The 25,722-nt window shown below is 59.2% G+C and carries 26 protein-coding genes, 1 tRNA gene and 1 pseudogene; 12 read left to right on the top strand and 16 right to left on the bottom strand.

Annotated elements, in window-relative coordinates; translation table 11 throughout:
• Positions 1-63 precede the first annotated feature (63 nt).
• Positions 64-885, top strand: coding sequence for a purine-nucleoside phosphorylase (locus tag AYT24_RS08205; RefSeq protein WP_010933475.1), 822 nt, complete (start codon positions 64-66; stop codon positions 883-885).
• Between the two features lie 28 nt (positions 886-913).
• On the top strand, positions 914-1,978 hold the full coding sequence (gene mtnA, locus AYT24_RS08210) for an S-methyl-5-thioribose-1-phosphate isomerase (protein ID WP_010933476.1): 1,065 nt from the start codon (positions 914-916) through the stop codon (positions 1,976-1,978).
• A 284-nt stretch (positions 1,979-2,262) separates the two neighbouring features.
• Here the strand turns inward: mtnA and AYT24_RS08215 are convergent, their stop codons facing one another.
• Complete coding sequence (locus tag AYT24_RS08215; RefSeq protein WP_164927093.1) at positions 2,263-2,457, bottom strand: hypothetical protein; 195 nt, start codon at positions 2,455-2,457, stop codon at positions 2,263-2,265.
• A 133-nt stretch (positions 2,458-2,590) separates the two neighbouring features.
• Between AYT24_RS08215 and AYT24_RS08220 the strand changes: the two genes are divergently transcribed.
• From AYT24_RS08220 to cydC, 4 genes are all read left to right on the top strand, one after another.
• Entirely contained in the window at positions 2,591-3,946 is a 1,356-nt protein-coding gene (locus AYT24_RS08220) for a cytochrome ubiquinol oxidase subunit I (protein WP_010933478.1), read from the top strand.
• Between the two features lie 18 nt (positions 3,947-3,964).
• Entirely contained in the window at positions 3,965-4,987 is a 1,023-nt protein-coding gene (gene cydB, locus AYT24_RS08225) for a cytochrome d ubiquinol oxidase subunit II (protein ID WP_010933479.1), read from the top strand.
• 233 nt (positions 4,988-5,220) lie between these two features.
• Positions 5,221-6,963 carry a thiol reductant ABC exporter subunit CydD gene (gene cydD, locus AYT24_RS08230; protein ID WP_010933481.1) on the top strand — a complete coding sequence of 581 codons (1,743 nt, stop codon included), beginning with the start codon at positions 5,221-5,223 and terminating at the stop codon, positions 6,961-6,963.
• On the top strand, positions 6,960-8,678 hold the full coding sequence (cydC, locus tag AYT24_RS08235) for a thiol reductant ABC exporter subunit CydC (RefSeq protein ID WP_010933482.1): 1,719 nt from the start codon (positions 6,960-6,962) through the stop codon (positions 8,676-8,678). The genes cydD and cydC overlap by 4 nt, the downstream gene beginning before the upstream one ends.
• 64 nt (positions 8,679-8,742) lie before the next feature.
• Here cydC and AYT24_RS08240 read toward each other — a convergent pair whose 3' ends face one another.
• The 3 genes from AYT24_RS08240 to purU all read right to left on the bottom strand — a co-directional run bounded on the left by AYT24_RS08240 (position 8,743) and on the right by purU (position 11,202).
• A complete protein-coding gene (locus tag AYT24_RS08240) occupies positions 8,743-9,261 on the bottom strand; it encodes a lipocalin family protein (protein ID WP_010933483.1) in 519 nt (172 codons plus the stop codon).
• 65 nt (positions 9,262-9,326) lie between these two features.
• On the bottom strand, positions 9,327-10,250 hold the full coding sequence (locus AYT24_RS08245; protein ID WP_010933484.1) for a cation diffusion facilitator family transporter: 924 nt from the start codon (positions 10,248-10,250) through the stop codon (positions 9,327-9,329).
• A gap of 82 nt (positions 10,251-10,332) precedes the next feature.
• Entirely contained in the window at positions 10,333-11,202 is an 870-nt protein-coding gene (gene purU / locus AYT24_RS08250) for a formyltetrahydrofolate deformylase (RefSeq protein ID WP_010933485.1), read from the bottom strand.
• Here purU and AYT24_RS08255 point away from each other — a divergent pair.
• A complete protein-coding gene (locus AYT24_RS08255) occupies positions 11,171-11,401 on the top strand; it encodes a hypothetical protein (protein WP_164927094.1) in 231 nt (76 codons plus the stop codon). The genes purU and AYT24_RS08255 overlap by 32 nt on opposite strands.
• 413 nt (positions 11,402-11,814) lie before the next feature.
• Here the strand turns inward: AYT24_RS08255 and bchY are convergent, their stop codons facing one another.
• Both bchY and AYT24_RS08265 read right to left on the bottom strand, forming a co-directional pair.
• A complete protein-coding gene (gene bchY, locus AYT24_RS08260) occupies positions 11,815-13,062 on the bottom strand; it encodes a chlorophyllide a reductase subunit Y (RefSeq protein ID WP_164927095.1) in 1,248 nt (415 codons plus the stop codon).
• Positions 13,043-14,074, bottom strand: a complete 1,032-nt coding sequence (locus AYT24_RS08265) for an SPOR domain-containing protein (protein ID WP_164927096.1) — start codon at positions 14,072-14,074, stop codon at positions 13,043-13,045. Before AYT24_RS08265 ends, bchY begins: the two co-directional genes overlap by 20 nt.
• A gap of 124 nt (positions 14,075-14,198) precedes the next feature.
• On the opposite strand from AYT24_RS08265, the gene xseA reads away from it, so the two are divergent.
• A complete protein-coding gene (gene xseA / locus AYT24_RS08270) occupies positions 14,199-15,395 on the top strand; it encodes an exodeoxyribonuclease VII large subunit (protein WP_010933488.1) in 1,197 nt (398 codons plus the stop codon).
• A 27-nt stretch (positions 15,396-15,422) separates the two neighbouring features.
• On the opposite strand, the gene AYT24_RS08275 is transcribed toward xseA, so the two are convergent.
• The 6 genes from AYT24_RS08275 to AYT24_RS08300 are packed head-to-tail and all read right to left on the bottom strand — an operon-like array spanning position 15,423 to position 19,448.
• The gene (locus AYT24_RS08275; RefSeq protein ID WP_164927097.1) at positions 15,423-16,208 is read right to left on the bottom strand and encodes a sulfite exporter TauE/SafE family protein; all 786 of its coding nucleotides are present in this window, start codon (positions 16,206-16,208) and stop codon (positions 15,423-15,425) included.
• 36 nt (positions 16,209-16,244) lie between these two features.
• Positions 16,245-16,991, bottom strand: a complete 747-nt coding sequence (gene kdsB / locus AYT24_RS08280) for a 3-deoxy-manno-octulosonate cytidylyltransferase (RefSeq protein ID WP_010933490.1) — start codon at positions 16,989-16,991, stop codon at positions 16,245-16,247.
• Positions 16,988-17,440 (bottom strand): D-aminoacyl-tRNA deacylase, encoded by a 453-nt coding sequence (gene dtd / locus AYT24_RS08285; RefSeq protein ID WP_010933491.1) that lies wholly within the window; start codon positions 17,438-17,440, stop codon positions 16,988-16,990. The genes kdsB and dtd overlap by 4 nt, the downstream gene beginning before the upstream one ends.
• Positions 17,437-17,754 (bottom strand): DUF167 domain-containing protein, encoded by a 318-nt coding sequence (locus AYT24_RS08290; RefSeq protein WP_010933492.1) that lies wholly within the window; start codon positions 17,752-17,754, stop codon positions 17,437-17,439. The genes dtd and AYT24_RS08290 overlap by 4 nt, the downstream gene beginning before the upstream one ends.
• Positions 17,755-17,765: 11 nt before the next feature.
• The gene (gatC, locus tag AYT24_RS08295; protein WP_010933493.1) at positions 17,766-18,053 is read right to left on the bottom strand and encodes an Asp-tRNA(Asn)/Glu-tRNA(Gln) amidotransferase subunit GatC; all 288 of its coding nucleotides are present in this window, start codon (positions 18,051-18,053) and stop codon (positions 17,766-17,768) included.
• Between the two features lie 51 nt (positions 18,054-18,104).
• The gene (locus AYT24_RS08300; RefSeq protein ID WP_010933494.1) at positions 18,105-19,448 is read right to left on the bottom strand and encodes a citrate synthase; all 1,344 of its coding nucleotides are present in this window, start codon (positions 19,446-19,448) and stop codon (positions 18,105-18,107) included.
• 217 nt (positions 19,449-19,665) lie between these two features.
• Here AYT24_RS08300 and AYT24_RS08305 point away from each other — a divergent pair.
• Positions 19,666-19,740, top strand: a tRNA-Asp gene (locus AYT24_RS08305).
• A gap of 80 nt (positions 19,741-19,820) precedes the next feature.
• Here AYT24_RS08305 and AYT24_RS08310 read toward each other — a convergent pair.
• On the bottom strand, positions 19,821-20,027 hold the full coding sequence (locus AYT24_RS08310; RefSeq protein ID WP_010933495.1) for a heavy-metal-associated domain-containing protein: 207 nt from the start codon (positions 20,025-20,027) through the stop codon (positions 19,821-19,823).
• 168 nt (positions 20,028-20,195) lie between these two features.
• Here AYT24_RS08310 and AYT24_RS08315 point away from each other — a divergent pair, with 168 nt between their 5' ends.
• From AYT24_RS08315 to menD, 3 genes are read left to right on the top strand one after another with little or no spacing between them, the layout of a single operon-like run.
• Entirely contained in the window at positions 20,196-20,810 is a 615-nt protein-coding gene (locus AYT24_RS08315) for a tetratricopeptide repeat protein (RefSeq protein ID WP_164927098.1), read from the top strand.
• Positions 20,811-20,823: 13 nt separating this feature from the next.
• Positions 20,824-22,230, top strand: a complete 1,407-nt coding sequence (locus AYT24_RS08320) for an isochorismate synthase (protein ID WP_164927099.1) — start codon at positions 20,824-20,826, stop codon at positions 22,228-22,230.
• Positions 22,227-23,975, top strand: a complete 1,749-nt coding sequence (gene menD / locus AYT24_RS08325; protein WP_164927100.1) for a 2-succinyl-5-enolpyruvyl-6-hydroxy-3-cyclohexene-1-carboxylic-acid synthase — start codon at positions 22,227-22,229, stop codon at positions 23,973-23,975. The genes AYT24_RS08320 and menD overlap by 4 nt, the downstream gene beginning before the upstream one ends.
• 150 nt (positions 23,976-24,125) lie before the next feature.
• Here menD and AYT24_RS08330 read toward each other — a convergent pair whose 3' ends face one another.
• The 3 genes and pseudogenes from AYT24_RS08330 to AYT24_RS08340 form a co-directional block, all read right to left on the bottom strand.
• Complete coding sequence (locus tag AYT24_RS08330; RefSeq protein ID WP_010933500.1) at positions 24,126-24,644, bottom strand: DinB family protein; 519 nt, start codon at positions 24,642-24,644, stop codon at positions 24,126-24,128.
• Between the two features lie 66 nt (positions 24,645-24,710).
• Positions 24,711-25,154 carry a GNAT family N-acetyltransferase gene (locus tag AYT24_RS08335; RefSeq protein WP_010933501.1) on the bottom strand — a complete coding sequence of 148 codons (444 nt, stop codon included), beginning with the start codon at positions 25,152-25,154 and terminating at the stop codon, positions 24,711-24,713.
• A gap of 110 nt (positions 25,155-25,264) precedes the next feature.
• A pseudogene (locus AYT24_RS08340) lies at positions 25,265-25,592 on the bottom strand (TfoX/Sxy family protein).
• Positions 25,593-25,722: the final 130 nt, after the last annotated feature.

Genomic DNA, 25,722 nt, shown 5'->3' on the forward strand with positions numbered 1-25,722 from the left:
ACTTATATTTAATGTCTTTTTTTTGCATGCCGTTTTAAATCCATCAAAACCACAGGGAATATCATGACTGAACAAAGGCAGAAAATCCGGGAAGCCGTTGAATTCATCAGAAAAAAAACCACGGCTGAATATCCGGTAGGTATCGTGCTCGGAACCGGCCTTGGCGGACTGGTCAAGGAGATTGAAATCGATTTTTCGCTCGATTATGCCGATATTCCCTATTTTCCGATTTCGACGGTTGAAACCCATCACGGCAAGCTGATTTTCGGCACCCTCGCCGGCAAGAAAGTCGTTGCCATGCAGGGCCGTTTCCACTACTACGAAGGCTACTCGATGACGCAGATCGTCTTCCCGATCAGGGTCATGAAAGAGCTCGGCATGAAGACCCTCGGCATCACCAACGCCTGCGGCGGCATGAACCCCGGCTACAGCAAGGGCGACATCATGCTCATCGACGACCATATCAACCTGCTTGGCGCCAACCCGCTCATCGGCCCGAACGATCCTGAAATGGGCCCCCGCTTCCCCGATATGTGCGCCCCCTACTCGCCGAGGATTCTCGAGATCGCCGAAAAGGTCGCGCTCGAACACGGCATCAAGGTGCAGCGCGGCGTCTATGTCGCCGTCACCGGTCCGTGCCTCGAAACCCGCGCCGAGTACCGGATGCTGCGCGCCATCGGCGCTGACGTGGTCGGCATGTCCACCGTCCCGGAGGTGATCGCCGCCGTGCACCAGGGCACCGAAGTGTTCGGCATGTCCATCGTCACCGACGAGTGCTTCCCGGACTGCCTCGTGCCGGTCAGCATCGAAGAGATCATCGAAGTCTCCAGCCGCGCCGAGCCGAACATGACCACCATTTTCAGGAACGTCGTAGCCAATCTTTAATCCTTAACAAGGCAATACCTGTTCTCTCATGATAGACGCTATCTCATTTAAAAACGGAACGTTCCGTTACCTCGACCAGCGCTTTCTGCCCCTGCAGGAGATCCATGTTGAAACGAAGAATCACCAGGAAGCTATCGAGGCCATCAAAACCCTCGCCGTGCGCGGCGCTCCGCTTATCGGCGCTTCGGCGGGCTATACGGTCGTGCTCGGCATCAACGAATACACGGGCGACAAGGCAGGCTTCCCGGAATATTTCAAGAACCTGATCGCCGAGGTCAACGCTTCGCGCCCGACCGCCGTGAACCTGTTCTTCGCGACGAAGAAAATGCAGGAGGTTTATGACGCCAACTTCGAGAACGATTCGCTCGAAGCGCTCTTCGCGAAGATGACCGACATGGCCTACAAAATCCACAACGACGAAATCGACAACTGCGACAAGATCGCCCGCCACGGCGTCGAGCTCCTGAAACAGGATTTCGCCGACGTGCTCAAAACCCGCAAGCTCAATGTGCTGACTCACTGCAACACCGGCACGCTCGCCTGCTGCGGCATCGGCACGGCACTCGGCGTGATCCGCCTGGCGTATCAGGAGGGGCTGATCGAGCGCGTCATCACCTCCGAAAGCCGACCGCTCCTTCAGGGTCTGCGCCTCACTGCCTGGGAGCTGGAGCATGACGGGATTCCGTTCGCCTCGATCTCCGACTCTTCGTCGGCGATTCTGATGCAGCGCGGCATGATCGACTTCGCCATCACTGGCGCGGATCGCATCACGGCCAACGGCGACACGGCTAACAAAATCGGCACCTACGCCCACGCCATCAGCGCCAGGTATCACGGCCTGCCGTTCTACATCGCCGCACCGGTCTCGACTATCGACATCACAATGGCCGAAGGCTCGGAGATTCCGATCGAGGAGCGCAACCCCGACGAGCTGCGCAAAATCTTCGGCACGCAGGTCGCCACCCCGACCACGCCGGTGGTGAACTTCGCCTTCGACGTAACCCCAGGCACGCTCATCCGCGGCATCATCACCGAGAAAGGGGCCGTCGTTGGAAACTACAACGAAGGACTCGCCCGCGTAGTCAACGGCTGAACCGTTCACTTCTGACAGATCGATACACCAGAAAGGCTCCCTCGCCAGGGGGCCTTTCGCATTCCACCCGGCCCCGCAAAAACTACTCTTCGCCGATGCCACAGCGCTCGGTTTCTCTTTCCCGGCAATCGGCGGTTTCGTACATGTATCTCTAAACAATTGTGATTGACACTGTTCTTTGCATCGTTGCCGTTGCTCATCGACCAGGAGGGACACCCTGACCCCCGTCATTCGCGTTTCGTTCCACTGGAATCCAATGCTTCAGAACCCGGATCACGGTTGCTTCAGCGGTGCCCTTCCACACCATCTTTTTTATCAACCAGATTCAGGAGGAGGGCATGAACGATACCGGTTATGATTACTCCATTGTCAGGGGTTTCGCTTTTTCGGCGCTTTTCTGGCTTGTCGTAGGGCTCGTTATCGGCCTGTGGATCGCTTTCGAAATGTTCAACCCTGCGCTGAACCTGACCCACCAGCATATACACCCTTTACGCCTATAACAATTGTTAAAATAAAAGTTTACAGCTATTGGTGAATTTTTTGTGGGCGCACGCGGTTTTTTTCATCGTTGTCACAACCAACAACCATACATCAACCTTTCAACAATCGATAATGGATACCCTGTTTCTTGCGCGACTTCAATTCGCCCTGACGTCGGTGTTCCACTTTTTCTTTGTTCCCCTCACCCTCGGGCTCTCCATCTTCACGGCGATCATGGAAACTGCGTGGGTCAGGACGGGCAAGGAGAAGTACCGTCAGCTGGCCAAATTCTGGGGGCATCTGTTCCTCATCAACTTCGCCATCGGCGTCGTCACCGGCATCGTCATGGAGTTCCAGTTCGGCATGAACTGGTCGCAGTACTCCCGCTTCGTCGGCGACATCTTCGGCGTGCCGCTTGCCATCGAGGCGCTGCTCGCCTTCTTCCTTGAATCAACCTTCCTCGGCATCTGGGTCTTCGGCTGGGATCGTATCCCCAAAGGGCTGCACGCCGCCTCGATCTGGCTGGTGGCCATCGGCTCGAACCTCTCGGCACTCTGGATTCTGGTCGCCAACTCCTTCATGCAGTCGCCGGTGGGCTTCCACATGGCCGCCGACGGATCGCGCGCCGAGATGACCAGCTTCTCCGCGCTGCTCTTCAACCCCTACGTCTGGCTGCAATTCCCGCATGTCATCACCGCCGGCATCGCCACGGGTGGGTTCCTCGTCATCGCGGTCAGCGTGTGGCACCTTATGAAAAAAACCGCCGACGAGGAGCAGTTCCGAACCTCGCTCAAGTTCGGCGCGATCTACGCCTTCATCGGCTCGCTGCTCGTCACCCTCGCCGGTCACACCCAGATGCAGGAGATGGTGCACAACCAGCCGATGAAAGTCGCCGCCGCCGAAGCGCTCTGGCACAGCGAAAATCCGGCCAGCTTCTCGCTCTTCACCGTCGGTGACGAAGAGAATCTGAAGGATGTCTTCTCCATCCGCGTGCCCGGAATGCTCTCGTTCCTGGCCTACAACAAGTTCTCTGGCGAGGTGAAGGGCATCAGCGAATTGCAGCAGGAGGCGGTCGCCAAATACGGCCCAGGGAACTACATTCCGTCGGTCATCACCGCCTACTGGAGTTTCCGCTTCATGGTGGGCGCGGGCACGCTGATGCTCCTGGCCGCCGTGGTGGCGCTCTTCAAGGTGATCCGCGAAGATTACAATTTCGGCAAGCTCACGGGGGCGCTCCTGCTCTCGGCATTCATTCTGCCCTTCGTGGCCAACTCGGCGGGGTGGCTCCTGACCGAGACGGGCCGTCAGCCATGGATCGTGGTCGGGCTGCTCAAAACCGAACAGGCCGTCACGCCCGCATCGGTAGTAAGCAGCGCTGAATTGCTGACCTCGGTCGTGGTGTTCACCCTCATCTACAGCGTGCTGACGCTCGTCGATGTGTTCCTCTTGAAAAAATATGCAACGGCTGGCCTTCACGGCGCCGAATAAACCGAAAAGGAGACAACAATGGATTTGCAGACATTGCAGATAATCTGGTTCATCCTGGTCGCCGTGCTGTTTACCGGATACTTCATTCTCGAAGGATTCGATTTCGGCGTCGGCATTTTGCTGCCCTTCATGGGCAAGGATGACCTCGAACGCCGCGCGGTCATCAACACCATCGGCCCCTTCTGGGACGGCAACGAAGTGTGGCTCATCACGGCTGGCGGCGCGATTTTCGCCGCGTTCCCGCACTGGTACGCCACGCTCTTCAGCGGCTTCTACCTGGCACTGTTGCTCATGCTGGTGGCGCTGATCTTTCGCGGCATCGCGTTCGAGTACCGCAGCAAGCGCGACAGCGCGGCATGGCGCAGTTTCTGGGACTGGAGCATTTTCCTCGGCAGCGCGATTCCCGCCCTGCTCTGGGGCGTAGCGATGGCCAACTTCATCCGCGGCGTGCCAATCGACGCCTCGATGAACTACACCGGCGGCTTCTTCAACCTGCTCAACCCCTACGCGCTGGCCTGCGGCCTGGCGTCGCTCAGCGTCTTCACGCTGCACGGCGCGGTGTTCCTGACGCTCAAAACCACCGACGAGCTGCACGAACGTGCGATGGGAATGGCCAAAAAGCTCTGGATTCCGGCCACCGTGCTCTCGCTGGTTTTCGGAGTGTACACCTATTTCGAAACCGACATTTCAACCAGACTCGGCGTCAACCCCGGCGCAATCCCGATCTTCAGCGTGCTCTCGCTGCTCTCGGTGATCGTGCTGCTCAACAAGGACGCATCTGGCTGGGCGTTCGTCATGACCGCCATTTCGATCGCTTTCTCGACCATCACCATCTTTATGGGCCTCTTCCCGCGAGTGCTGGTATCGAGCACCAACCCCGACTGGAGCCTGACGATCTACAATGCCTCGTCGTCGCAGTACACGCTTGGCATCATGACCACGGTTGCCGCGATCTTCGTGCCGATCGTGCTTCTCTACCAGGGCTGGAGCTACTGGGTCTTCCGTCAGCGCATTTCGAAAGACTCGAAAATGGAGTATTGAACTGACAGCGCCGATTTGACGACGCATTCGGTAAGGGCGGGCCTCTGAGTGCCCGCCCTCTTTTTTCCCCCTCGCCAGTCAAAATCAATTTCTCCTTTCCATCCGGATAAACAGACCTCGCTCCCTGTTGCACGGTGTGGAGGAATTCTTTACCATTATGAGCGGGTTGATTTCACAAAAATCGCCCACATGACCGATTATCACTATCCTTCTCAGGCCTTACCGTTTGTACGATGAATATTGACCGGAACCTCATGCGGCTGCTTGCTGAACAGAAGCGGCCTTTCATATTCTCGGGCATTTCGGGCGCAGCAGGGGCGCTCATGCTTGTCGCGCAGGCGTGGGTTCTGAGCGGGATTATCGAGACAGTGTTCCGGCAAGCTCCAGCTTGGCAGACGATTCTGCCGCTGGTCGGGCTGTTCGCGCTCTTCAGCACCTTGCGAGTGCTCTTCGGCTGGGCGGGCCATCACGAGGCCAAAAAGGGCACGCTCGCCATCCGGAAAACGCTGACCGAACGTCTCTCCGGCACGGTAGCGGCGCTCGGCCCCTCCTACACCCGCTCAGGGCAAAGCGGACGCATCGTCACCACGCTGCTCAAGGGTGTTGAGTCGGTCGATGCGTGGTTCAGCCAGTACATCCCGCAACTGTTCCTGTCGCTCATCATTCCGGTGGTGATCCTCGCGGCGGTCTTCCCGGCGGACTGGCTCTCCGGCCTGATTCTCGTGCTGACCGCGCCGCTCATCCCGGTCTTCATGATTTTGATCGGCAAACGCGCCAGCGCGGCCACCGAAAAGCAGTGGAACACCATGAGCCGCATGAGCGGCCACTTCCTCGACATGTTGCAGGGTCTCTCGACGCTCAAGCTCTTCGCGCAGGCCAAAACGCGGCGCGACGGCATTGCCGAGGCGAGCGAAAACTTCCGCCATTCGACGATGCAGGTGCTCAAGATCGCCTTTCTCTCGTCGCTGACGCTCGAACTGGTCGGCACGCTCGGCACGGCGGTGGTGGCGGTGAGCATCGGCGTGCGGATGCTCGGCGGCCACCTCCCCTTCCGCCCCGGCTTTTTCGCGCTCCTGCTCGTGCCGGATTTTTATCTGACGCTCCGCCAGCTCGGCACAAAATTCCACGCAGGCATGGAGGGCGTGACCGCCTCGAAGGAGATGTACGAAATTCTCGACCGTTCGAAGGAGATTCCCAAAGCGGGTTCTCGTGAGCTGACCGCCACCGATATTTCGTCGCAACCGATTGTTTTTGAAGGAGTTGACTACCGCTTCCCCGGCAGCGACAAACCGGCGCTCGACAGCGTAAGCTTCGCCATCGAACCGGGCACCGTGACCGCCCTCACCGGCCCCAGCGGCGCGGGCAAGAGCACGCTGCTGAACCTGCTGCTGCGCTTCATCGAACCGGCGGACGGGACGATTTCGCTTGGCGACCGCAAAACACAGGAGTTCAACCTCGATTCGTGGTACCGCCAGATCGCCTGGGTGCCGCAGCATCCCTTTCTCTTCAACGCCACCATCCGCGAAAACCTGCTGATGGCTCGTCGCGACGCCACGCCGGATGAAATCGATAACGCTCTGAAACAGGCCGGATTGCTCGACATGGTACGCTCGCTGCCCGACGGACTGGAGACCATGATCGGCGAACAGGGCGCGCGACTCAGCGGCGGCGAGGCGCAACGGCTGTCGCTGGCTCGCGCGTTCCTGAAGGATGCGCCGGTGCTCCTGCTCGACGAGCCGACCTCGCACACCGACCCGATCCTTGAAGCGCAGCTCCGCAAGGCGATGGAAAAACTGATGCAGGGACGCACGGTGGTGATGATCGCCCACCGGCTCGAAAGCATCCGCAACGCCGACCGCATCGTGGTGCTCGACCGTGGGCGCCTCGTGCAGAGCGGCACGCACGACGAACTGATGGCGGATAAGGGATTCTACAGGCAGGCGATTTTTTCGTCGATAGAGGAGGCTGCCGCATGAAAACCTTTCTCAGGCTGACCGGCCTGACCCGCCCCTTTGCCTGGTGGATGCTCCTCGCCGCGCTGATCGGCTTCGCCACCATCGGCAGCGGCATCGGTTTGCTGATGGCCTCGGCGTGGCTCATCACCACCGCCGCCCTGATGCCCGCGCTTTCGGCGCTCCAGATCGGCATCACCGGCGTGCGCTTCTTCGGCATCTCGCGCGGCGTCATTCGCTACGCCGAACGGCTCATTTCACACAACACCACGTTCAGGATTCTCACCCGCCTGCGCGTCTGGTTCTACGACGCCGTCGAGCCGCTCGCCCCGGCCCGCCTCGCCGCATACCGCAGCGCCGATCTCTTGAAGCGGATCGTCGATGACATCCAGAGCCTCGAAAACATCTACGCCCGCGTGCTCGCCCCGCCCATCACCGCGGCGCTCATCACGCTGCTCATGTGGTTCGTCGTCGGCCACTGGTCAACCGCCGCCGCCGAAGGGGTGCTTACGAGCCAGCTCATCGCAGGTATCGCCGTGCCGCTGTTGACCGCACGGCTCGCCGCCGGAACGGCTCGCGGCATCACGGCGCTCCAGGGCGAACAGCAGGTGCTCGCGGTCGATATGGTACAGGGCATGAGCGAACTGCGCGTCTTTGGCATGGTGGGCGACTACACCGAAAAGCTGCGCGATGCCGAAGTAAAAAAGCTCGCGTTGCAGAAGTGCGCCGCATTCATCGAGGGGCTGCACGAATCGCTGACCGGACTGGCAATGAACGGCGCGGTGATCTGGATTCTCTACTCGATGCTGCCGATGGTGCGAACCGGCGCCGTCAGCACCATCACACTCGCCTCGGTGGTGTTCGGCGTCATGGCCTCGTTCGAGGCGTTCTTGCCGCTCACCGGCTCGGTGCAGAACATCGAGGCCGATGTCCGCGCGGGCGAACGCCTCTTTGAGATCATCGACGCAAAGCCGGAAGTGGTTCCGCCAGCCAAACCGGAACCTTTCCCGAAATCAACCGGCATCGAGGTCAAAAACCTCGCCTTCACCTACCCCGGCTCAGATCGTCCAGCGCTCGACGGCGTCTCGTTCAGCGTTCCGCAGGGCGGGCGGACCGCGATTGTCGGGCCGAGCGGCGCGGGCAAATCAACCATCACCTCGCTCATGGTGCGCTTCTGGAACCCCACGCAAGGAGAAATTTCGATTGGCGGGCAAACCATCGACAAGCTCGATCCCGAAGAGCTGCGCCGCAACATCGCCATGGTCTCGCAACGAACGTACCTCTTCGGCCAGACCATCCGCGAAAACCTCCTCCTCGCCGCACCTGACGCGACGGATGAGCGGCTCCGCCAAGCCCTCACGCTGGCGGGACTCGACAGCCTGCAAAGCCGCCTCGACGACTGGGTCGGCCAACACGGCATGAACCTCAGCGGCGGCGAACAGCAGCGCCTCGCCATCGCGCGGATGATCTTGCAGGACGCTCCAATCATCGTGCTCGACGAAGCAACCGCCAACCTCGACGCCATCACCGAACAGGCGCTGCTCGACACGCTCGACACCACCAGCCAAGGAAAAACCGTGCTCGCCATCACCCACCGCCTGCACCGCATGGAGCGCTACGACGAAATTGTGGTGCTCTACGAAGGCAGGACTATTGAGCGAGGAAGCCACGAAGAACTGCTGAAAAGCGATGGCTTTTACGCGGGGATGTGGAAGTTGCAACACCAGCGGAAAGCATGAGAAGAAGATGTTGTGGACATTATTGCAATGATTTCCACAACATCCATGCAACCCACCGAGTCAACTACTGCAGGGTACGCATAACCTTGGCCGTGTCGAAGCCCTGCGACTTTGCCTTTTCGAGGAGCTTTTCGTAGAGCGCGTCGTCGATCTGCGGGGTTCTGGCTAAAATCCAGAAGTAGTCGCGGCTGGAGGCTGTGACCATTGCCCACGAGTAGTTTTCGCGGTCAAGGGCGAAGACATTGTACGGACCGTAGAAGGGGCCGAAAAATGAAACCTTCAGCGCTCCAACGTTGGGACTTCCGGCGAATTTGGCTTTGCCTTTGGCGGTTTTCCACTTCTTTTTGTCGGGATAGTAGCCCTTGTTGAGCACCTGAACCTTGCCGTCGTCGCGCAGGGTGTAGGTGGCCGAAACATGGTCGGAGCCGCGCTCAAACCAGTTGTCGATTCGGGCAATTTCGTACCAAGTGCCAAGATAGCGGTCGAGCTTGAAGTTATCCACCGCCACAATCCCCTCCGGCGCACTCGCGCAACCGGCAAGCGCAGCCATCCAAAGCAGCATAGGCAAAAAGAGTTTTTTCATCGGTGTTCTCCCGTTTTTTTCAGGAACAACAAAATCCCCGCCTCAAAGTTCCGGATGTCCTCCCCCTACCCGTCTTTATGCGACTCGTTGCGGCACACTTCGCCGGGGTATTCGAGCTCTACGGTGGAGTGGTAAATACCGTGGCGGGCGACGAGCTTGCGAATCTCCTCTTTGATGCTGGCGTATTCGGCAGGGTTGACATCGCAGCCGATTTCGAGGTGAGCGGTGAAGACTGTGCGCTGGCCGTCGAGCGACCAGAGATGGGCGTGGTGAACGCCGGTGACGTGCTCGGTCTGCTGAATGTCGGCGACAACCTTGTCGAGGCTGAGCTCGCTTGGCACGGCTTGCAGGAAGACGGGAACCATTGCGCGGAGATTCTTCACCACGCCGGTGAGGATGTAGAGCGTGATGACGATGGCGAGCAGCGGGTCGAGTATCGGCAAAGAGGTGAAAAGCAACACCACAGAAACCAGCAAAACCGAGAGCCAGCCGAGCACGTCTTCGAGCAGGTGCAGCGCAATGACGCGGGCGTTCATGCCGGCCTGCCCCTTGAGGCGCAGCATAGCGAGCGCGTTGACGGCCACGCCAACCAGCGCGAAAGCAACCATACCTTTGGCATTCGGATGCTCTGGATGAAGCAGGCGCGGCACCGCCTCGACCAGCACGAGGAAGGAGCTGGCGAGCATCATGAGTGCGCTGACGAGCGCACCAAAGATCGAGAAGCGCTGGTAGCCATAGGAGTAGCGCTTGTCGCCCGTGCGGCCCGAAAGCTTTTCGAAATACCAAGCCTGACCGACGGCGATAGAGTCGCCAAAGTCGTGCACGGCGTTGGCGAGAATCGCCGTGCTGTTGGTCATGACGCCGCCGATGGCTTCGAGGATCGTGAAGCCGAAGTTCATGAAAAATGCGATCTGGATGCTCCCGACTGCGTGGTACTGATGCCCGGCGTGACCGTGATCGTGACTATGGTCGTGATGGTGCTCGCTCATTCGGATTCCGATCTGACAAACAATACTTCGTCTTACAGGAACTGTTCGAGCGGCCCGGGAAATTCCCGCCGGACGGATCAGCTCAGTCGAACACGACGGTTTTGCGCCCGTTGAGCAGTATCCGGTGGTCGCAGTGCAGCCGCAGGGCGCGCGCCAGCACGAGCCGTTCGAGGTCGCGCCCTTTCCGCACGAGGTCTTCAAGCGTGTCGCGGTGCGTGATGCGGATGATATCTTGCTCGATGATCGGCCCTTCGTCCAACTCGTCGGTGACGTAGTGGCTGGTCGCGCCGATCAGCTTCACGCCCCGCCGGTAGGCTTGCCGGTACGGGTTGCCGCCGACAAAGGCCGGAAGAAACGAGTGGTGAATGTTAATGATCCGGCCCACCCAGCGCCGTGTAAACTCCGGCGAGAGCACCTGCATGTACCGCGCCAGCACGATGGTGTCAATGCCATGCTCATCGCACAAAGCCATCTGCCGCTGCTCAGCTGCTGCTTTGGCTTCAGGCGTCACCGGAATGACGTGGAACGGTATGCCGTGCGCTTCGACGAGCGGCGCGAGATCGGGATGATTGGAGATGACGAGCGGGAGGTCGATATCGAACTCGCCGAGGCTGTGCCGCCAGAGAATCTCGCGCAGGCAGTGGTCGTATTTCGAGACGAAAACCGCCATCCGGCTCCGCTTGCCAGAGAGGCGAATCTGCCAGTTCGCCCTGAATTCTCGGCCCAGCGGCGCAAATGCCGATTCGAGGTCTTCAGCAGGAATCGAGAAGTGGTCAAGACTCCACGAAACGCGGAGAAAGAATTGCCGTTCATCCACATCGACATGCTCGTTGAGGTCGAGAATGTTTCCACCGCGCTCGTAGATAAAGTTGGCAATTCGCGCCACAAGACCCACGCGGTCGGGGCAGGAGAGCAGAAGTATGGCTTTAGAGGGAGCGGCGGCAGCGATCATGGATGAAAAATTGAACTTGACATTAGTGATTAAAATGCAGCAAGATAATGAAGTTATCCGCCTATTGGTTTCACCAAGGGGTTCTTCGCAGATTATCGTAGGTGGCATGAAGGATGCTCACATGACCACCCTGATAAACAAGTTTAACAGTTCAGTCAAAGACATGTATAACTCATCATATGACAAAGAGTTACGGTGATTTATCCTTTGGCCCGACACTCTTTGCAGAGTGCATTCGTTTTGGCCGTGCCTCAGTCGATTGACCTATATTCACCATTTACCCACGATATTCTGCGAAGAGCCATTTTATAGATAATTTTCGGTCAATCAATGAAGAACCCCGCCGCAAGCAGCGGGGTATCTTGAAGGCAATACTTGAATACTTTACGCCGTAAACGGCGGGGTATTTACCCTTAGGGAATAATGGCAGCCACTAACACTGTATAGACAAAATGGGCGAGATAGTAGTAACTTTAAAGGCGGTAGTAGCCCGCTTTAATTTTTCACGGTTTGATACGTTTGAAGCTCGCAATCGCCCACATTTGCATATACTTGTCTGAAAAAGCCGGGAACCCCCGGCTTTTTTCATATCCAAACAGCCAACCAACCCCCTCACGCCGACGGCATAAAATACTCCTTCATCCTTCCGTAAATTTCCCGCTTTTCGAGCAGCCCAGCAATCATACCGAGTACCGACGCCGCGCCGGAGGCAAAGAAGATCGGGCGGGCGGAGATGTTGTTGGTGTAGTAGATAGCCGGAATGCCGTGCTCCTTGGCGAAGCTGTCGAGCGAGGTGGTGCCGATCACCAGGTCGGGCTTGTGCTCCAGCACGGCCTCCATGTCCTCTTCGAGATATTTCCGGTAGCGCACCTCGGTGCCGAGCATCGTCAGCAGGCGGTGATCCTCCTCGCCGAGCGCGGTGCGGGCGATGGAGGTCGAGGCGTAGGGCACGTCGAGGCCCGCTTCGAGCAACAGGCGCACCAGCGGCAACTCGTTGCCCTCGTAGCCCGCGACGATCACCGAGCCGTGCATCCTTTCAGCGAATCCGGCCATCATACCCTTGGCCTTCTGCCGCTCCTCCTCGGCAACGGTTTTGACGGTCTCCGGATCAAGGTCGAGCGCCTCGCCGATCCGCTCGATCCACTGGCCGGTGGCGTTCGCGCCGATGGGATTGCCGCCCACGATCTTCACTCCCGCCGACTCGAAGAGCGCCGCCGTCCGCTCGTAAAAGGGGTGCAGCACCGCGCAGGCCGACGCGCGCCCCGCCTGCACGTAGTCGTCGAGGTCAGCGCCGGGCAGCGTGATGACCGACTCGACGCCGATCTTCTGCAACACGCCGCCGATCATCATCGCATCGACCGGGAAAATTTCGCCAAGCACCACGAGCGTCTTGCCCTTTTTCGGCTCACCAAACGCGCCGAACCGCTTCACCAGCGACGAGACGGCCACATCCTTCGCCTCGGGGTGCGTCCGAATCTGGAACGCCGGAAGCCGCACAAGCAGCACATCAGCGTTGCCGACCCGCTTCGGCAGCAACTCCTCGGCGATACCCGCCGTCTCGGCGACGCAGGTGCTCACCACCGGAATGAAGCGCACCGACGGGTCTTCAGCAATCTTTTCGATGGTGCAGCGCACGTCGTCGATCATCGTACCGCCGGAAATCTGTGCGTTCATCAGCTCCGGCGACACAATCGAGCGCCGCGCGGCGTAGAAGTGCGACACGAAGGTCAGTCCGTAAAGGCAGCCCTGGTCGGCGGCCATGCAGACCTGTGCGCCGTCGATGCGCATGAGCACGCGCAGACCGCCGAACGCGGGGCACATCGATTGAGGATGCAATTTGTTACAAGCCTTGTTCTCCATACAAAACAACATTTTTTGGTGCTTGCTGAATATAGCTGTGACTCGACAGCCCCTTCGGCATCGACTTCATGCTGTCGAGCGCCGCCTTCCGCGTCTCAAAATCACCGATCACGAGCCGGTAATAGCGGCTTCCCCCGGAAGTGACCGGCCAGCACCAGACCCGGTGACCCATCTCCGAAAGCCGCGCTATCTCCTGCCGGACGACCTTTCGGGTATTGAAGGTCGCGACAATCACTGTGTATCGCCCCTTCTGAAGGATGAGCGAATCCGGCGATGCCTGAACGCTTTCCGGTGCTTTCGAGGACAGCGGAGCGCTCAGCGCACTCGACGCCACGGGCGCTGCGACGCCGGACTCCGCGGAGCTACCGGCGGACGGCAACGCATCGACGCCGTCCGGCGCGAACTGCCGGTAGAGAAACCAGCCGCTGGCAAGCATCAAGACCGCCGCGACGAACAGCGCCGCCTTTTTCAATCCTCCCGGCTTCTCCGGAGCCGGTAACGTCTCTTTTTCAGCGGAGTGGTCGGCAATGACGACCTCCTTCAGGTCGCCGTAGCCGATGTTGAGCAGCGCTTCGAGCGAGCTTTCCGGCTGGAAGCGCAATGCGCCCGACACCAGCGTGAACGAACCGAATCCGCGCAATTCAAACCGGCCCGTCCCCTTTTTCATCGCCTCGAACAGCTCGCCGAGCGCCTTGGCCAGCCGCCGCGCCTCGCTCGCCTCCATGCCGAGCCGAACGCTCGCGATGCGTTCGGCGTCGCCCGTCAGCTCCTTCCGCGCTTCGAACGCCACCCGATCCCTCGGAGGCTGGTAGCGTGTCCCCGAAGCGGTCGTCTGCCTCGTCGCCTGTTCGTGCACGACCGAAAAAACGCCCAGCCCACCGACGGCGAGGCGCTTGCGGTCGAGCAGCTCCGCCGTCATGCCGCCCGCAAAACGGTCGAGCTGGTGCTGCGCCTCATCCGGCCCGATGCCGAGAAGCCTGGCAAGGATGTCGGCTGCGGTCTGAGCGGCCATTGCATTCTCCGATGATGAGTGAAACGTCAAGTTCGAATATAACACATCCCCACCAAAGGTCGGCCCTCCGCCCGACGCGGGAAACAGGTTGAAAAAGCGTAAGTTCCTGAAAAACCGTGACCGTATGATCAAAACCGCGCAAAGCGTTGGCGAGCTGACCCGCGCCATCAAGAACGAGCTGGAGAGCCTCTTCCCCTTCGTGCGGGTGAAGGGCGAGCTGTCGAACGTCAAGCAACACAGCTCCGGCCACGTCTATCTGACGCTCAAGGACAGCGAAGCGCAAATTCCGGCGGTGATCTGGAAGAGCGTTCGCGCCCGCTCTCCGCTGGAGCTGCGTGACGGGCTCGAAGTGATCGCCGAGGGGCGGCTGGAGGTCTGGCCGCCCGCTGGTCGCTACCAGCTCATCTGCACGGCGCTCTTCGAAACCGGCGAAGGCGAACAGCGCCTCGCGCTCGAACGGCTGATCGCCAAACTCGCCAAGGCGGGCTGGTTCGACGCCGAGCGCAAAAAGCCGATCCCGCGCATCCCGCGCCGCATCGGCATGATCACCTCACCCACCGGGGCGGTGATCCGTGACATGAGCGACGTTTTCGCGCGGCGCTTCCCCGCGGCGGAGCTGCTGCTCTACCCGGTGCAGGTGCAGGGCGAGCGAGCCGTCGAATCGATCGTGCGGGCGCTCCGCTACTTCAACGACCCGCCAAAGCCGGAGCACAAGCCCGACGTGCTCATCGTGGCGCGAGGCGGCGGCTCGTCGGAAGACCTGCAAGCCTTCAACGACGAAGCGGTGGCCGAAGCGATCTACCGCTCGGCAATTCCGGTGATCAGCGCCGTCGGCCACGAAACCGACCTCTCGGTGGCCGACATGGTAGCCGACCTCCGCGCAGGCACGCCCTCCATCGCCGCCGAACGCGCCGTGCCCGACCGCGAGGAACTGCTTCGCCTGATCGACAACCTCGTCAACCGGCAATCAATTCTGATGGAAGGCTTGATTTCCGGAGCACAACTCCAGGTGGACTCCATCACCAGCAGCTACGCCTTCAACCGCCCGGTGCAGATGCTCGGCCAGTTCGAGGAGCGGCTGGCGCTGATGGAAAAAGAGATGAAACGAGCCATCGCCGAAAAAGTGCGCGACCGCGAACAGCAACTCACCGCCGCTGCCGACAGGCTGGCAATGCTCGACATCAACCGAACCCTCAAACGCGGCTTCGCACTGGTAACGCAGGACGACCGCTACGTCACTTCAGCAAAATCACTCGAAGCTGACGCGAAGATAGGTCTCACCTTCCACGACGGGCAAAGAGAAGCTAGGGTGACGGAGTAAAAATTGCCGGCTACGCTTTGCAGGGAGTTATTTGTGCTTCCACACTTTAAGCGCTGAAATCAACAAAATTGCGGCAAGCATCGGCAGCAGATAACTGTCGGGGACAATGCCGAGCAACCGAGAGCCGAGCCAGGCACCAGCAATCGAGCCGATAGCCATAATCAGGACAAATGATTTGTTCGCACCAAGAACCACAAAGCTGCTATCCTTGCTGTAACGCGCAAAGCTGACCAGCATGGTTGGCAGGCTGACGGCGAGCGACAAACTTCCCGCAAGTTTGATGTCCGCCCCGAACAGGAAAACGATGACAGGTATAAGCAGCTCACCACCGGCCACGCCAAGAAGAGCTGCAACGATGCCGATGCCCAGGCCCGCAATAACACCTGTTGTCATCAGCAGGGCTGGCGAATCAAACAAAGGTGTTCCGGTTGTGGTTGTCTGGTGTCCGGTCAGCAACACAAGCGCAATGCCGAGCAGCAGTATTGCTATAACCCGGTAGAGCGTTTCACTTCGCAATTTTGTCGCCCAGCTGGCACCCGCCCAGGCCCCGGCCAAACTGCCAGCGAGAAGATTGACAACGATCGTCCAGTGCGCGAACAGAGTCTCCCAGGAGATGGTAGCGGCCCTGAACGGCAGGGCCGAGGCAACCACCAGAAGACTCATTGCCTTGTTGAGGATGACGGCTTCCAGCGGAGGAAAAGCAAACATGCCAAGTAAAAGCGGCAAACGAAATTCCGCTCCGCCAAGACCAATCAAACCTCCAAGGGCTCCAATGCCCGCACCGGCAAAAAAAGCTTTTATCTTTTTAATCATACGACTCGTCAAAGCAGGTTACGATGTTTCACCAATTCACGCTCCAAACCGCTCCCTGAACAGCCTGCGCACCTCTTCCAGCTCCTCCTCGGTGTTCACGCCCGGCGTATCCGTCGTTGTTTCGATGCAGCGAATGCGGTAGCCGTTTTCGAGGAGGCGGAGTTGTTCGAGGGATTCGGCGCGTTCGAGCATCGAGGGCGGGAGCGCAACGAAGGCTTTGAGCACGTCGGCGCGGAAGGCGTAGAGGCCGATGTGGCGGTAGTATTTCGTATCGGGCAGGGTTTCACGGCGGTACGGAATCGGGCTGCGCGAGAAGTAGAGCGCATTGCCGCGAGTGTCGAGCACGGCCTTGACCACGTGTGGATCGTCGATGATCTGCCGTTCATCAGGCTTGAGCGGGAAAACCAGGGTGGTGCAGTCGGGCAGCGGGCCCTCCCCGAAAAAGGGCGCGATGGCAAGGTCGATAGTCGCCGGGTCGATGAGTGGTTCGTCGCCCTGGAGATTGACGAATACGTCGCCACCCACCTGTTCAGCGGCCTCGGCGATGCGGTCGGTGCCGCAGGTGAGGTCAGGCGAGGTCATCACCACCTCCGCGCCGGCCTCGCGAAGCACCGCAAAGATGCGCTCGCTGTCGGTCGCCACCACCACGCGGCTCGCAAGGCGCGATTTCGTCGCTTGCTGCCAGGTGCGCACGATGAGCGGCTCGCCTTCGAGATCGGCAAGCATTTTCTCTTTCAGACGGCTGGAGCTAAGACGGGCGGGAATGACGATGACGGCGTTCATGGTTTTTTTGGTGATTCGAGAATGATGGTGACCGGGCCGTCGTTGACCAGCGACACCTGCATGTCTGCGCCGAACACGCCGGTCTCGACCGGGCACCCGGCCTCGTGGCGGATCGACTCGACGAAGCGGTCAAACAGCACTCTGGCAAGCTCCGGCGGCGCGGATTCGGAAAAGCCAGGGCGATTGCCGCGGCTGGCGTCGGCGTAAAGCGTAAATTGCGAGACCACGAGCAGTGCGCCGCCAATATCTTTGAGCGAGCGGTTCATCTTCCCCTTCTCATCCTCAAAAATGCGCAGATTCGGAATCTTGCGGCTCATCCAGGCGAGGTCGTCCGCCGTGTCGTCGCGCGAGATTCCGGCAAGCACCAGCAGCCCCGTACCGATGGAGCTGTGCAGCTCACCGCCGATGGAGACGCTCGCCTCGCGCACCTGCTGGACAACCGTTCTCATGCGCCAGCCTCCGCTTCATCGCCAAGCATCCCGACAAGCGCCTCGCGCACAGCGGCGGGCGTAACGCCTTCGACCTTCAACACCTTGCTGCGGGAGCTTGCGCCCTTCATCACCGACACGCTTGAACGCGGCACACCGAGCGCCTTGGCGAGCAGCTCGCAGCACTCCTTGTTGGCCGCGTTATCGACCGGCGCCGATTTGAGGCAAATTTTGAGCTGCTCGCCGTACATGCCCGCAACCCCGCTTTTCGAGGAGCGGGGCTGCACACGCACGGAGAGGCAGACGGCCTCGCCCTTCTGGCTGATCGGGGACATTGCGGATTGCTTCAGCCGATAACCTTCGGCACCTTGAAAAAGCGATCCTGACTGTCGGGAGCATTTTTCAGCGCCTCGTCATTCGAGAGCGGCGTATGCTCGACGTCAGCACGCAGCACATTGATCTGGTCGTGAATGGTGCTCAGCGGCTCGACGCCTTCGGTATCGATCCCGTTGAGCTTCTCGATGTAGTGCAGAATCATGTTCAGCTCGCTGGCCATCTTCTCCTGCTCGGCGTCGGTGAACTTCAGGCGGGCAAGTTCGGCGATGTAGGCAACATCCTTTGTGGTGACAGACATGGTGTAAATCGATTTAATTCAAACAAATACTTTGCATTTAGCAGACCGGAATCAGAGCCGGCAGATACCAAATTTCTGCTCGTCATCCCCTTTTCTCGGCCGCTCGTCGATCGGCACGTAATCGCGGCACTTCTCGCCGAGGTAAATCTGGCGCGGTCGGGCGATCTTCTGCTCCGGATCCTTGACGTGCTCGATCCACTGCGCGAGCCACCCCGGCGTGCGTCCGATGGCGAACAGCACCGGGAACATCTCGGTCGGAAAGCCCATCGCCTGGTAGATGAGACCGGAGTAGAAATCGACGTTCGGGTAGAGCTTGCGCTGGATGAAGTAATCGTCTTCGAGTGCGATCCGCTCCAGCTCGATGGCGATATCGAGCAGCGGATTGCGCCCGGTTTCCTCGAACACATCGAAGGCGATCTTCTTGATGATCCGCGCACGTGGATCGTAATTCTTGTAAACGCGGTGGCCGAAGCCCATCAGGCGTCCCTCGCCGCTCTTGACCAACTTGATGAACTCCGGGATTTTATCGACGGAACCGATCTGTTTGAGCATGTGGATCACCGCCTCGTTCGCTCCGCCGTGTAGCGGGCCGTAAAGCGCGGCACAACCGGCGGCGATGGCCGAGTAGGGATCGACCATCGAGCTGCTCACCGAGCGCACGGCGTTGGTCGAACAGTTCTGCTCGTGGTCGGCGTGCAGAATGAAAAGCACGTCGAGCGCATGTTCGAGCACAGGATTGGGCTTGTAGTTTTTTTCCGTCATGCGGAACATCATGGAGAGAAAGTTGCCTGCGTAGCTCAGATCGTTGTCGGGCAGCACGTAGGGGAAACCGAGGCTGTGCCGGAAGCTCATCGCCGCGAGCGTCGGCATCTTGCCGATCAGCCGCCGCACCTGGAGCTTGCGCGACTCCTCCTCGCCGACATTCTTGGCGTCGGGGTAGAAGGTTGAAAGCGCGCCCAGCGTGCCCACGAGGATGCCCATCGGATGGGCATCGTAGCGGAAGCCATCCATGAACTTGGTCAGGTTGGCGTGGGTCATGGTGTGGTGACGGATGTTGTAGGTCCAGACCGCGAGACGCTCCTTGTCTGGAAGCTCGCCCTTGATGAGCAGGTAGGCCGTTTCGAGGAACGAGCTTTTTTCGGCGAGCTGCTCGATCGGATAGCCGCGATAGCGCAGGATGCCCTTGTCACCATCGATGAAGGTGATCGTGCTCTTGCAGGAGCAGGTGTTCAGAAACGCGGGATCGTAGCCGAGAAGACCGAAATCATCCTCCGACTCCTTGATCTTGCGAAGATCCATGGTGCGGATGGTGCCGTTTTCAATCGGAAGCTCGTACGATTTGCCGGTACGGTTATCGATGATCGTCAGCGAATTGCGGTGGTCTGAATCACTCATGAGCGTGTGACCTTTTGCGTTTACAGAAATAAGAACGCCTCCGGAAGCAAAGCTTGCCGTCACTACGGCTTTGAATTTACGAAACTCCCGGTATTATCCTTATTCCCGTCACGCGTTCTGTCCTTCCAGCTCATGGCGATGGCAATTCGTGACAAAAAAGAAATTTTTTTTTGGAAACAACGATCCCGTTTTCTACATTTGTCAACCCAAAAGGAACGGAGCTGTAGCTCAGTCTGGTTAGAGCGCCTGCCTGTCACGCAGGAGGTCGCGGGTTCGAGCCCCGTCAGCTCCGCACCGTTTCCCCCCCCCCCCCGAAAAGCCTCTGGAAACCTAGGGGCTTTTTTTTATTTCAGGAATTGCGCCACTCGGCCTTCACGCAGTTACCCTGAATCCCTGCTCCTCGATCACCTTCTTGATCAATTCGAGATCAGCCTTTGACTCGTCGTACTCGACGTTGACAACGCCTGTCTGATGGGACGCACTGGCCTTTTGCACCCCTTCCATCTCTTCGAGCGCTTCGCTGACCAGCATTTCGCAACCGGAGCAGCGCATTCCGCTGACATGTATTTCAGTTTTCATGACTCTATTGTTTATTGTTGGATTCAAGCGTCAAGCGCTTTCAGAAAAGTGTGCAAAAAATTGGCCCCCGCCAACAGCGCGCTTCGCCCTACCTGGGGCGAAGGACGAAAACAGCAGGCGATTAAGGCGGGTTAGCAGAAAAATAAACCAGTCGCTATATTGAAGCCTATGACACGAAGCTCGAACCCATACCGCCTCGTCGCGGCTCTCTTCCGCCCGCTCCTCATTCTGCTTTGCCTTGCCGGACTTTCCGCCTGTAACACCAGGGAGGCCCGCATCAAGGAGTTGCAACAGACGGTCTGGCAGAACCCCGAAGATGCAAGAGGCTACCTGAACCTCGGCAAGGAGTACGCTCGCCAGCAGCGTTTTGACGACGCCATCCAGGCTTACCGCAGAGCCATCAAGCTCGAACCCGGTCTCGACGAGGCCTACTCGGCGCTCGGCGCGGCCTATTTCGACAAGAAAGAGTTTAACGCGGCGCTGCCGTGGATGCAGAAACGGGTTGACATCGCGCCGGACGACTCGCTCCGCCAGTTCGATCTCGGCAACGTCTATTTCCAGCTCAATCGTTATAACGATGCGGTAGCCTCATACCAGAAGGCGATCGATAACAGCTACTCCTTCCAGGAGGCCTGGTACTCGATGGCGGTCTGCTACATTAAAATGGGAAAAATCGATGAAGCCCGAAAAATCCATAAATGGCTTCAGACCAAAAACAATTATCTTGCCGTCTCCCTTGAGCGGCACCTGCAAAACGATGTGCCTGACAAGGCCGGAAAATGAACCTCGTAATCCCATGCAGGCGGACGACAGTATCCCTATGATGCAAAAGGCGCTTCAACTCCTCGAAGCATCGGTAAAAGCCGCGATGCGGCAACGAGACGGCTCACCTGCCGTTAGCGGGCAGCCGATGCTGGAGCGCTTCTCGGCGCCGCTCGGCGAGGTTGACGCCACGCGGTGGCTGTCGGCGCAGAGGCTTTTCCCGAGGCTGTTCTGGATGAACCGCGAGAAAAGCGAGTGGATTGCCGGTATCGGAGAAGCTGACCGTATCGAGATCACCGAAAGCGGCCCCAACGACCGCAGCTTCCTCGTGCTCGAAGAGGCCATGACGCGGAAAAATCCGCACGCCAGATACATCGGCGGTTTCTGCTTCAACAATCTCCAGAAGCAGAACAAACTCTGGAGCGCTTTCAGCCCCGGCCTTTTCATATTGCCGCTTGTCAGCATCGAATACCGCGACGGCCAGACACTGATGACCTGCTCGCTGTGGCTGGAGCCAGGCAACGACCGTCAGAAAGGGCTCGAACAGCTCTTGGCAGCCTTGTCGGCAGTCTCCGCCGGAGACGCGCCAGAGACTGCCGGGATTCCGGAAATGACGCAGGTCTCCTATTGCCCCGACAAGGCGCAATGGATCGAGAACTGCGAGACGATTCTGAGAAATTTCGATGAGGGAAAACTCGACAAGGTGATCCTCGCCCGGCAGACTGAACTTTCTTTCGCAGGCAAGGTTCCTGCCATCCGTTTCCTGCTCGACTATCCATTTCCCGAGAATACCGCGTACCGTTTCTACTTCGAGCCAGTCGAGGGACACGCCTTCATCAGCTTCACGCCTGAACGGCTCTACCGCCGCGACGGCGACATGCTCGAAACCGAAGCGCTCGCAGGCACGGTCACCAAAGAGGCGCTCAAGGCGGACGACAGCATTGCTTCCGAGTTGCTGCTGAACTCCGAAAAGGACATCCGTGAGCACCGCTTCGTCAAGGACACGATTTATCGCGAGTTGCAGCCGGTATGCAGCGACATCGACATGCAGGAGAAGGTCGGCGTGCTCCAGCTCAACCGCCTCGCCCATCTCCTGGCCAAATGCAAGGCCAGGCTTCTTCCGGAGTTCAGCAACGACAGCACCGTGCTGCGTCAGCTTCATCCAACTCCGGCGGTCGGCGGCGTGCCGAGGGAAAAGGCAATGTCGCTGATTCTGTCGATCGAGCCGTTCTGCCGTGGCTGGTACGCCGCGCCAGTGGGCTGGCTCAACCGCGACGCAGCGGAGTTTGCGGTCGGCATCCGCTCGGCACTCGTCAATGATGACCGCGTCTATCTCTACTCCGGTGCAGGACTGGTTCGTGGATCGAATCCGGAGTCAGAGTGGGAAGAGGTCGATCAGAAAATCGGGGACATTCTTGCCATAACGCAGCAGACCTCATGAACAGCAAGCAGATCACCACGCTCTGGTGCGCGGTCATCGTCGAGGAACTGATCCGGCAGGAGGCCGGATTTTTCTGTATCTCCCCCGGCTCACGCTCGACGCCGCTGACCCTTGCCGTAGCCTCGAATCCGAAAGCGCGATTCAGGATGTTCCCCGACGAGCGCTCGGCGGGATTCTACGCGCTTGGGTACGCAAGAGCGACCGGAATGCCCGCCGTGCTCGTCTGCACCTCCGGCACCGCTGTGGCCAACTACTTCCCCGCCGTCGTCGAAGCATCGGCGGACGCGCAGCCAATGCTCGTGCTCTCTGCTGACCGCCCCTTCGAGTTGCTCGAATGCGGCGCGAACCAGGCCATCCGCCAGCAGAATATTTTCGGAAGCTACACACGCTGGAGCTTCGAGCTGCCCGAACCCGGCATTGCGACGCCGCTCGCCTCGCTGCTTTCGACGGTGGATCACGCCGTCAGAAAAAGCCTCAGCCTCCCCGCAGGCCCGGTGCATCTGAACCTGCCGTTCCGCGAACCGCTCGAACCCGAAGCGCCCGATCCCGGTCATCCGTGGGCCGCGCCGCTCGAAACGTGGCAGGCCTCCGGCGAACCGTGGAGCCGCTTCGCGCGTCCGCTGCACGAACCAAGCGCAGAGAGTATCGTGACGCTGCGGGAGTTACTTGCACAGGCTGAACGGCCGCTGTTCGTGGCCGGAAGCATGTCGAACGCGGCGGATGGCGAGGCAGTAGCGGCGCTAGCCGAATCGCTCGGTGTGCCGCTCTTCGCTGATCTCACCTCCGGCATCCGGCTTTCATCGGACTGCACGCCCTGGCAGCTCGCCTTCCAGAATGAAGCCTTCGTCGAGCGCTTTCAGCCCGATGTAGTAATCCATTTCGGTGGCCATGTCATCGGCAAGCAGCCCGCCATGGCATTGCGGAAACAGCCGCCCCTGCATTACGTGGTTGTCCGTGAGCATCCCGGACGCTTCGACCCCGACCACAACGTCACGCTGACTCTCGAAGCTTCGCCCGCAGCCGTCGCTTCGGCGCTCGAAGGGTGCCGAGAGCCGGTGCCGGGCATCAGATGCCGCGACGCATTTTCAGCAGCCTCCGGTATAATCGATAAAATGGCCTGCGTGCCGGAGCTTGCAGTCAGCGAAATCTCCGCGCCGCGCATCGTTTCATCGCTCGCCGGAGACGGGCACGCGCTCTTCGTCGCAAACAGTATGCCCGCGCGAGACATGGATCTGTACGCCGCGCCAGTAGCGCAGAAACCATTGCAGGTGGCGCTCAACCGGGGGGTCAGCGGCATCGACGGCATCATCTCGACCGCCGCCGGATTCTCGGCGGGCCTCGGCAAACCGACGACGCTGCTCATCGGCGACATCTCCTTCCTGCACGACCTGAACGCCCTCTGCCTGCTCAACCACCCGTGGAACCCGCTCATCGTCATCGTGCTAAACAACCACGGCGGCAGCATTTTCTCCTTCCTGCCCATCGCTTCGCAGACCGACCGGCTCGACGAGTGCTTTGCCACACCGCAGAACTTCAGCATCGAATCCGCCGCCCGCACCTTCGGCATCGACTACGCCTGCCCGGAGACAAACGGCGATTTCACACAGCTCTACGCAGAAGCGCTCACAACAAAAAAAAGCCTCATCATCGAAATCAGAAGCGACCGGGAGAAAAACCTCCTTCTGCACCGCTCGCTCAAGGCGCGACTCGACCCGGTTTTTGAAAAAGCTGACTGCTCCCGGTAAAACGGTCATTCAGAGCATATCAGCGAAAAACACTTCAGCGTAGCGAAACCAGGCGACGGATCGCCCTCAAAGCCCATGCGGGCGAGGTAGGACGGGAGATGGAAATTGGCGGCTGTCTTTGGCAGCTCACAGTAATTCAAAGCAATAAGATCAAGCTGAACAGGGCCACGCCGCGTCCGGCTTGTGCCGCCATATCCAGGCGATGTAGTCGGTCATGGGTGGATCGACGCCAAGCTCGCGAAGCCGGGCGGCGATCTGGCCGCGATGGTAGGCGCTGTGCTCTGGAACCTGCACAAGCGCGTCAGCGAGAGAGTGTTCGGCCACCTCGAAGCCGAGCTTTTTGGTGGCCGTCTTCGACCACGGCAATTTGATGACGCGCTCCAGCTCCACCGGAGTCAGCGCGGCGAGCAAGCGCATCGACCCAACGTGAACATCCTGCGAGAAATTGGACAAAGCCTTGACATCGAGATCGTTCGTTTCCTGAGGATTGATCGGGCTGTTTCGCAGAACATCGAGAAAAATCTTCTGCACCACATGCAAGTGGCGCAGCTTGCCAAGGATGTAGCCATCCCGTTCAGCCTCAGGGCTGGCGATAATCGTAGTCAAAACCAGCGCATCCGCCCAGGCCATGTGGCGGAACTGATCGATGAGCAGAGATAGGGCGTCCATAACAAACCGCTTGATCCATGAAAAAAAATTTTTCTGAATGTATCGTCGAACTTTCGCGATACGGTCTCAGAGTAACACCTTCAATTTGCGGCCGCCTGTCAGCTCGAACCCCTCCTGTTCGTAGAAGGCAAGCGTCCGGTCGAACTCCGGCAGTGGTAGAGTGGTGACTTCAAGACGCTTCCAGCCACAAGACTTTCCGAACTCCCTGGCCGCCTTCAGCAGCCCTTGCCCAACCCCCAGACCGCGGCACTCCGGACGTACATACAGCTCGGGAATAGTACCGAAAACACCTCCGGCATAGAGGGCGCAACTTTCGTACAGCGCGATGAAACCAACCGGCTCATCACGTCCATCGACAGCCACGAACACCACATAACGTCCGGTTTCAAGAAAGTCCCGGAGACGCGCCGCCGTTTCATCGGAAGCGACGTCGAACACCGGAACGCCGATGGCCTGCATGATCTCCGACAGCAACTCGCCAACCATCGAAGCCACCGCTTCAACATCCACAACGGTTGCCTTGTTGATCGTGAATCGATTCTGCAACGCTGATATACTCTAGCTGACTTTAGGTGTTAAATGGCGCTCTGCGGTTTGATCGCCAACCCTCGACGGGGCGATTACCGAAACCTCTTTTTGCGCTCCTTCGGCTCAGGCAACTCCCGTTCCGTCACCCGGATGAGGTTCGAGAGCCACTCGCGATCCTCAAGCTCTTCCCCAACCAGCAGATACGGCTTCGCTCCCTGATAAGGCGGGATTCGGCAAGCGACCTGGCAACCTCCCGCCCGGCAACGGTCGCCTTCACAAAGAGCCGGTTATCGCACACCAGCGCCACCACCTTCCCCTCGCGGTAGATCGCGTACTCGCCGAACATCTTGCAGAACGTGATCGCGCCCGCCGCCCCATCTGCTCGCAGGCATATTCGACAAAAGGCAGATCGGAAGCCATTAGAAGAAGCGTTTCAAATCAGAGAGTCCCGAGACAAACCGAACCAATTGATCCCGGCTCGCTCAGCCTTGCAGAAAACGCAGTCCCTCGGCCAGGCCGCGTAGCGTTCGAGATATTTGCCGCTAACCAT

The sequence above is a fragment of the Chlorobaculum tepidum TLS genome (genome assembly GCF_000006985.1).
Classification (GTDB): domain Bacteria; phylum Bacteroidota; class Chlorobiia; order Chlorobiales; family Chlorobiaceae; genus Chlorobaculum; species Chlorobaculum tepidum.

Bases quoted from the DNA above. Each gene is read 5' to 3' on its own strand.
- AYT24_RS08205 (WP_010933475.1), top strand. From the start codon at position 64: ATGACTGAACAAAGGCAGAAAATCCGGGAAGCCGTTGAATTCATCAGA.
- purU (WP_010933485.1), bottom strand. From the start codon at position 11,202: ATGATCGCTGCCGCCGCTCCCTCTAAAGCCATACTTCTGCTCTCCTGC.
- bchY (WP_164927095.1), bottom strand. From the start codon at position 13,062: ATGGAGAACAAGGCTTGTAACAAATTGCATCCTCAATCGATGTGCCCC.
- AYT24_RS08220 (WP_010933478.1), top strand. From the start codon at position 2,591: ATGGATACCCTGTTTCTTGCGCGACTTCAATTCGCCCTGACGTCGGTG.
- gatC (WP_010933493.1), bottom strand. From the start codon at position 18,053: ATGTCTGTCACCACAAAGGATGTTGCCTACATCGCCGAACTTGCCCGC.
- AYT24_RS08215 (WP_164927093.1), bottom strand. From the start codon at position 2,457: ATGCTGGTGGGTCAGGTTCAGCGCAGGGTTGAACATTTCGAAAGCGAT.
- AYT24_RS08315 (WP_164927098.1), top strand. From the start codon at position 20,196: ATGACACGAAGCTCGAACCCATACCGCCTCGTCGCGGCTCTCTTCCGC.
- AYT24_RS08255 (WP_164927094.1), top strand. From the start codon at position 11,171: ATGGCTTTAGAGGGAGCGGCGGCAGCGATCATGGATGAAAAATTGAAC.
- AYT24_RS08290 (WP_010933492.1), bottom strand. From the start codon at position 17,754: ATGTCCCCGATCAGCCAGAAGGGCGAGGCCGTCTGCCTCTCCGTGCGT.
- cydB (WP_010933479.1), top strand. From the start codon at position 3,965: ATGGATTTGCAGACATTGCAGATAATCTGGTTCATCCTGGTCGCCGTG.
- dtd (WP_010933491.1), bottom strand. From the start codon at position 17,440: ATGAGAACGGTTGTCCAGCAGGTGCGCGAGGCGAGCGTCTCCATCGGC.
- AYT24_RS08245 (WP_010933484.1), bottom strand. From the start codon at position 10,250: ATGAGCGAGCACCATCACGACCATAGTCACGATCACGGTCACGCCGGG.
- kdsB (WP_010933490.1), bottom strand. From the start codon at position 16,991: ATGAACGCCGTCATCGTCATTCCCGCCCGTCTTAGCTCCAGCCGTCTG.
- AYT24_RS08275 (WP_164927097.1), bottom strand. From the start codon at position 16,208: ATGATTAAAAAGATAAAAGCTTTTTTTGCCGGTGCGGGCATTGGAGCC.
- cydD (WP_010933481.1), top strand. From the start codon at position 5,221: ATGAATATTGACCGGAACCTCATGCGGCTGCTTGCTGAACAGAAGCGG.
- mtnA (WP_010933476.1), top strand. From the start codon at position 914: ATGATAGACGCTATCTCATTTAAAAACGGAACGTTCCGTTACCTCGAC.
- AYT24_RS08300 (WP_010933494.1), bottom strand. From the start codon at position 19,448: ATGAGTGATTCAGACCACCGCAATTCGCTGACGATCATCGATAACCGT.
- xseA (WP_010933488.1), top strand. From the start codon at position 14,199: ATGATCAAAACCGCGCAAAGCGTTGGCGAGCTGACCCGCGCCATCAAG.
- AYT24_RS08240 (WP_010933483.1), bottom strand. From the start codon at position 9,261: ATGAAAAAACTCTTTTTGCCTATGCTGCTTTGGATGGCTGCGCTTGCC.
- menD (WP_164927100.1), top strand. From the start codon at position 22,227: ATGAACAGCAAGCAGATCACCACGCTCTGGTGCGCGGTCATCGTCGAG.
- cydC (WP_010933482.1), top strand. From the start codon at position 6,960: ATGAAAACCTTTCTCAGGCTGACCGGCCTGACCCGCCCCTTTGCCTGG.
- AYT24_RS08265 (WP_164927096.1), bottom strand. From the start codon at position 14,074: ATGGCCGCTCAGACCGCAGCCGACATCCTTGCCAGGCTTCTCGGCATC.
- AYT24_RS08320 (WP_164927099.1), top strand. From the start codon at position 20,824: ATGCAGGCGGACGACAGTATCCCTATGATGCAAAAGGCGCTTCAACTC.
- AYT24_RS08330 (WP_010933500.1), bottom strand. From the start codon at position 24,644: ATGGACGCCCTATCTCTGCTCATCGATCAGTTCCGCCACATGGCCTGG.
- AYT24_RS08310 (WP_010933495.1), bottom strand. From the start codon at position 20,027: ATGAAAACTGAAATACATGTCAGCGGAATGCGCTGCTCCGGTTGCGAA.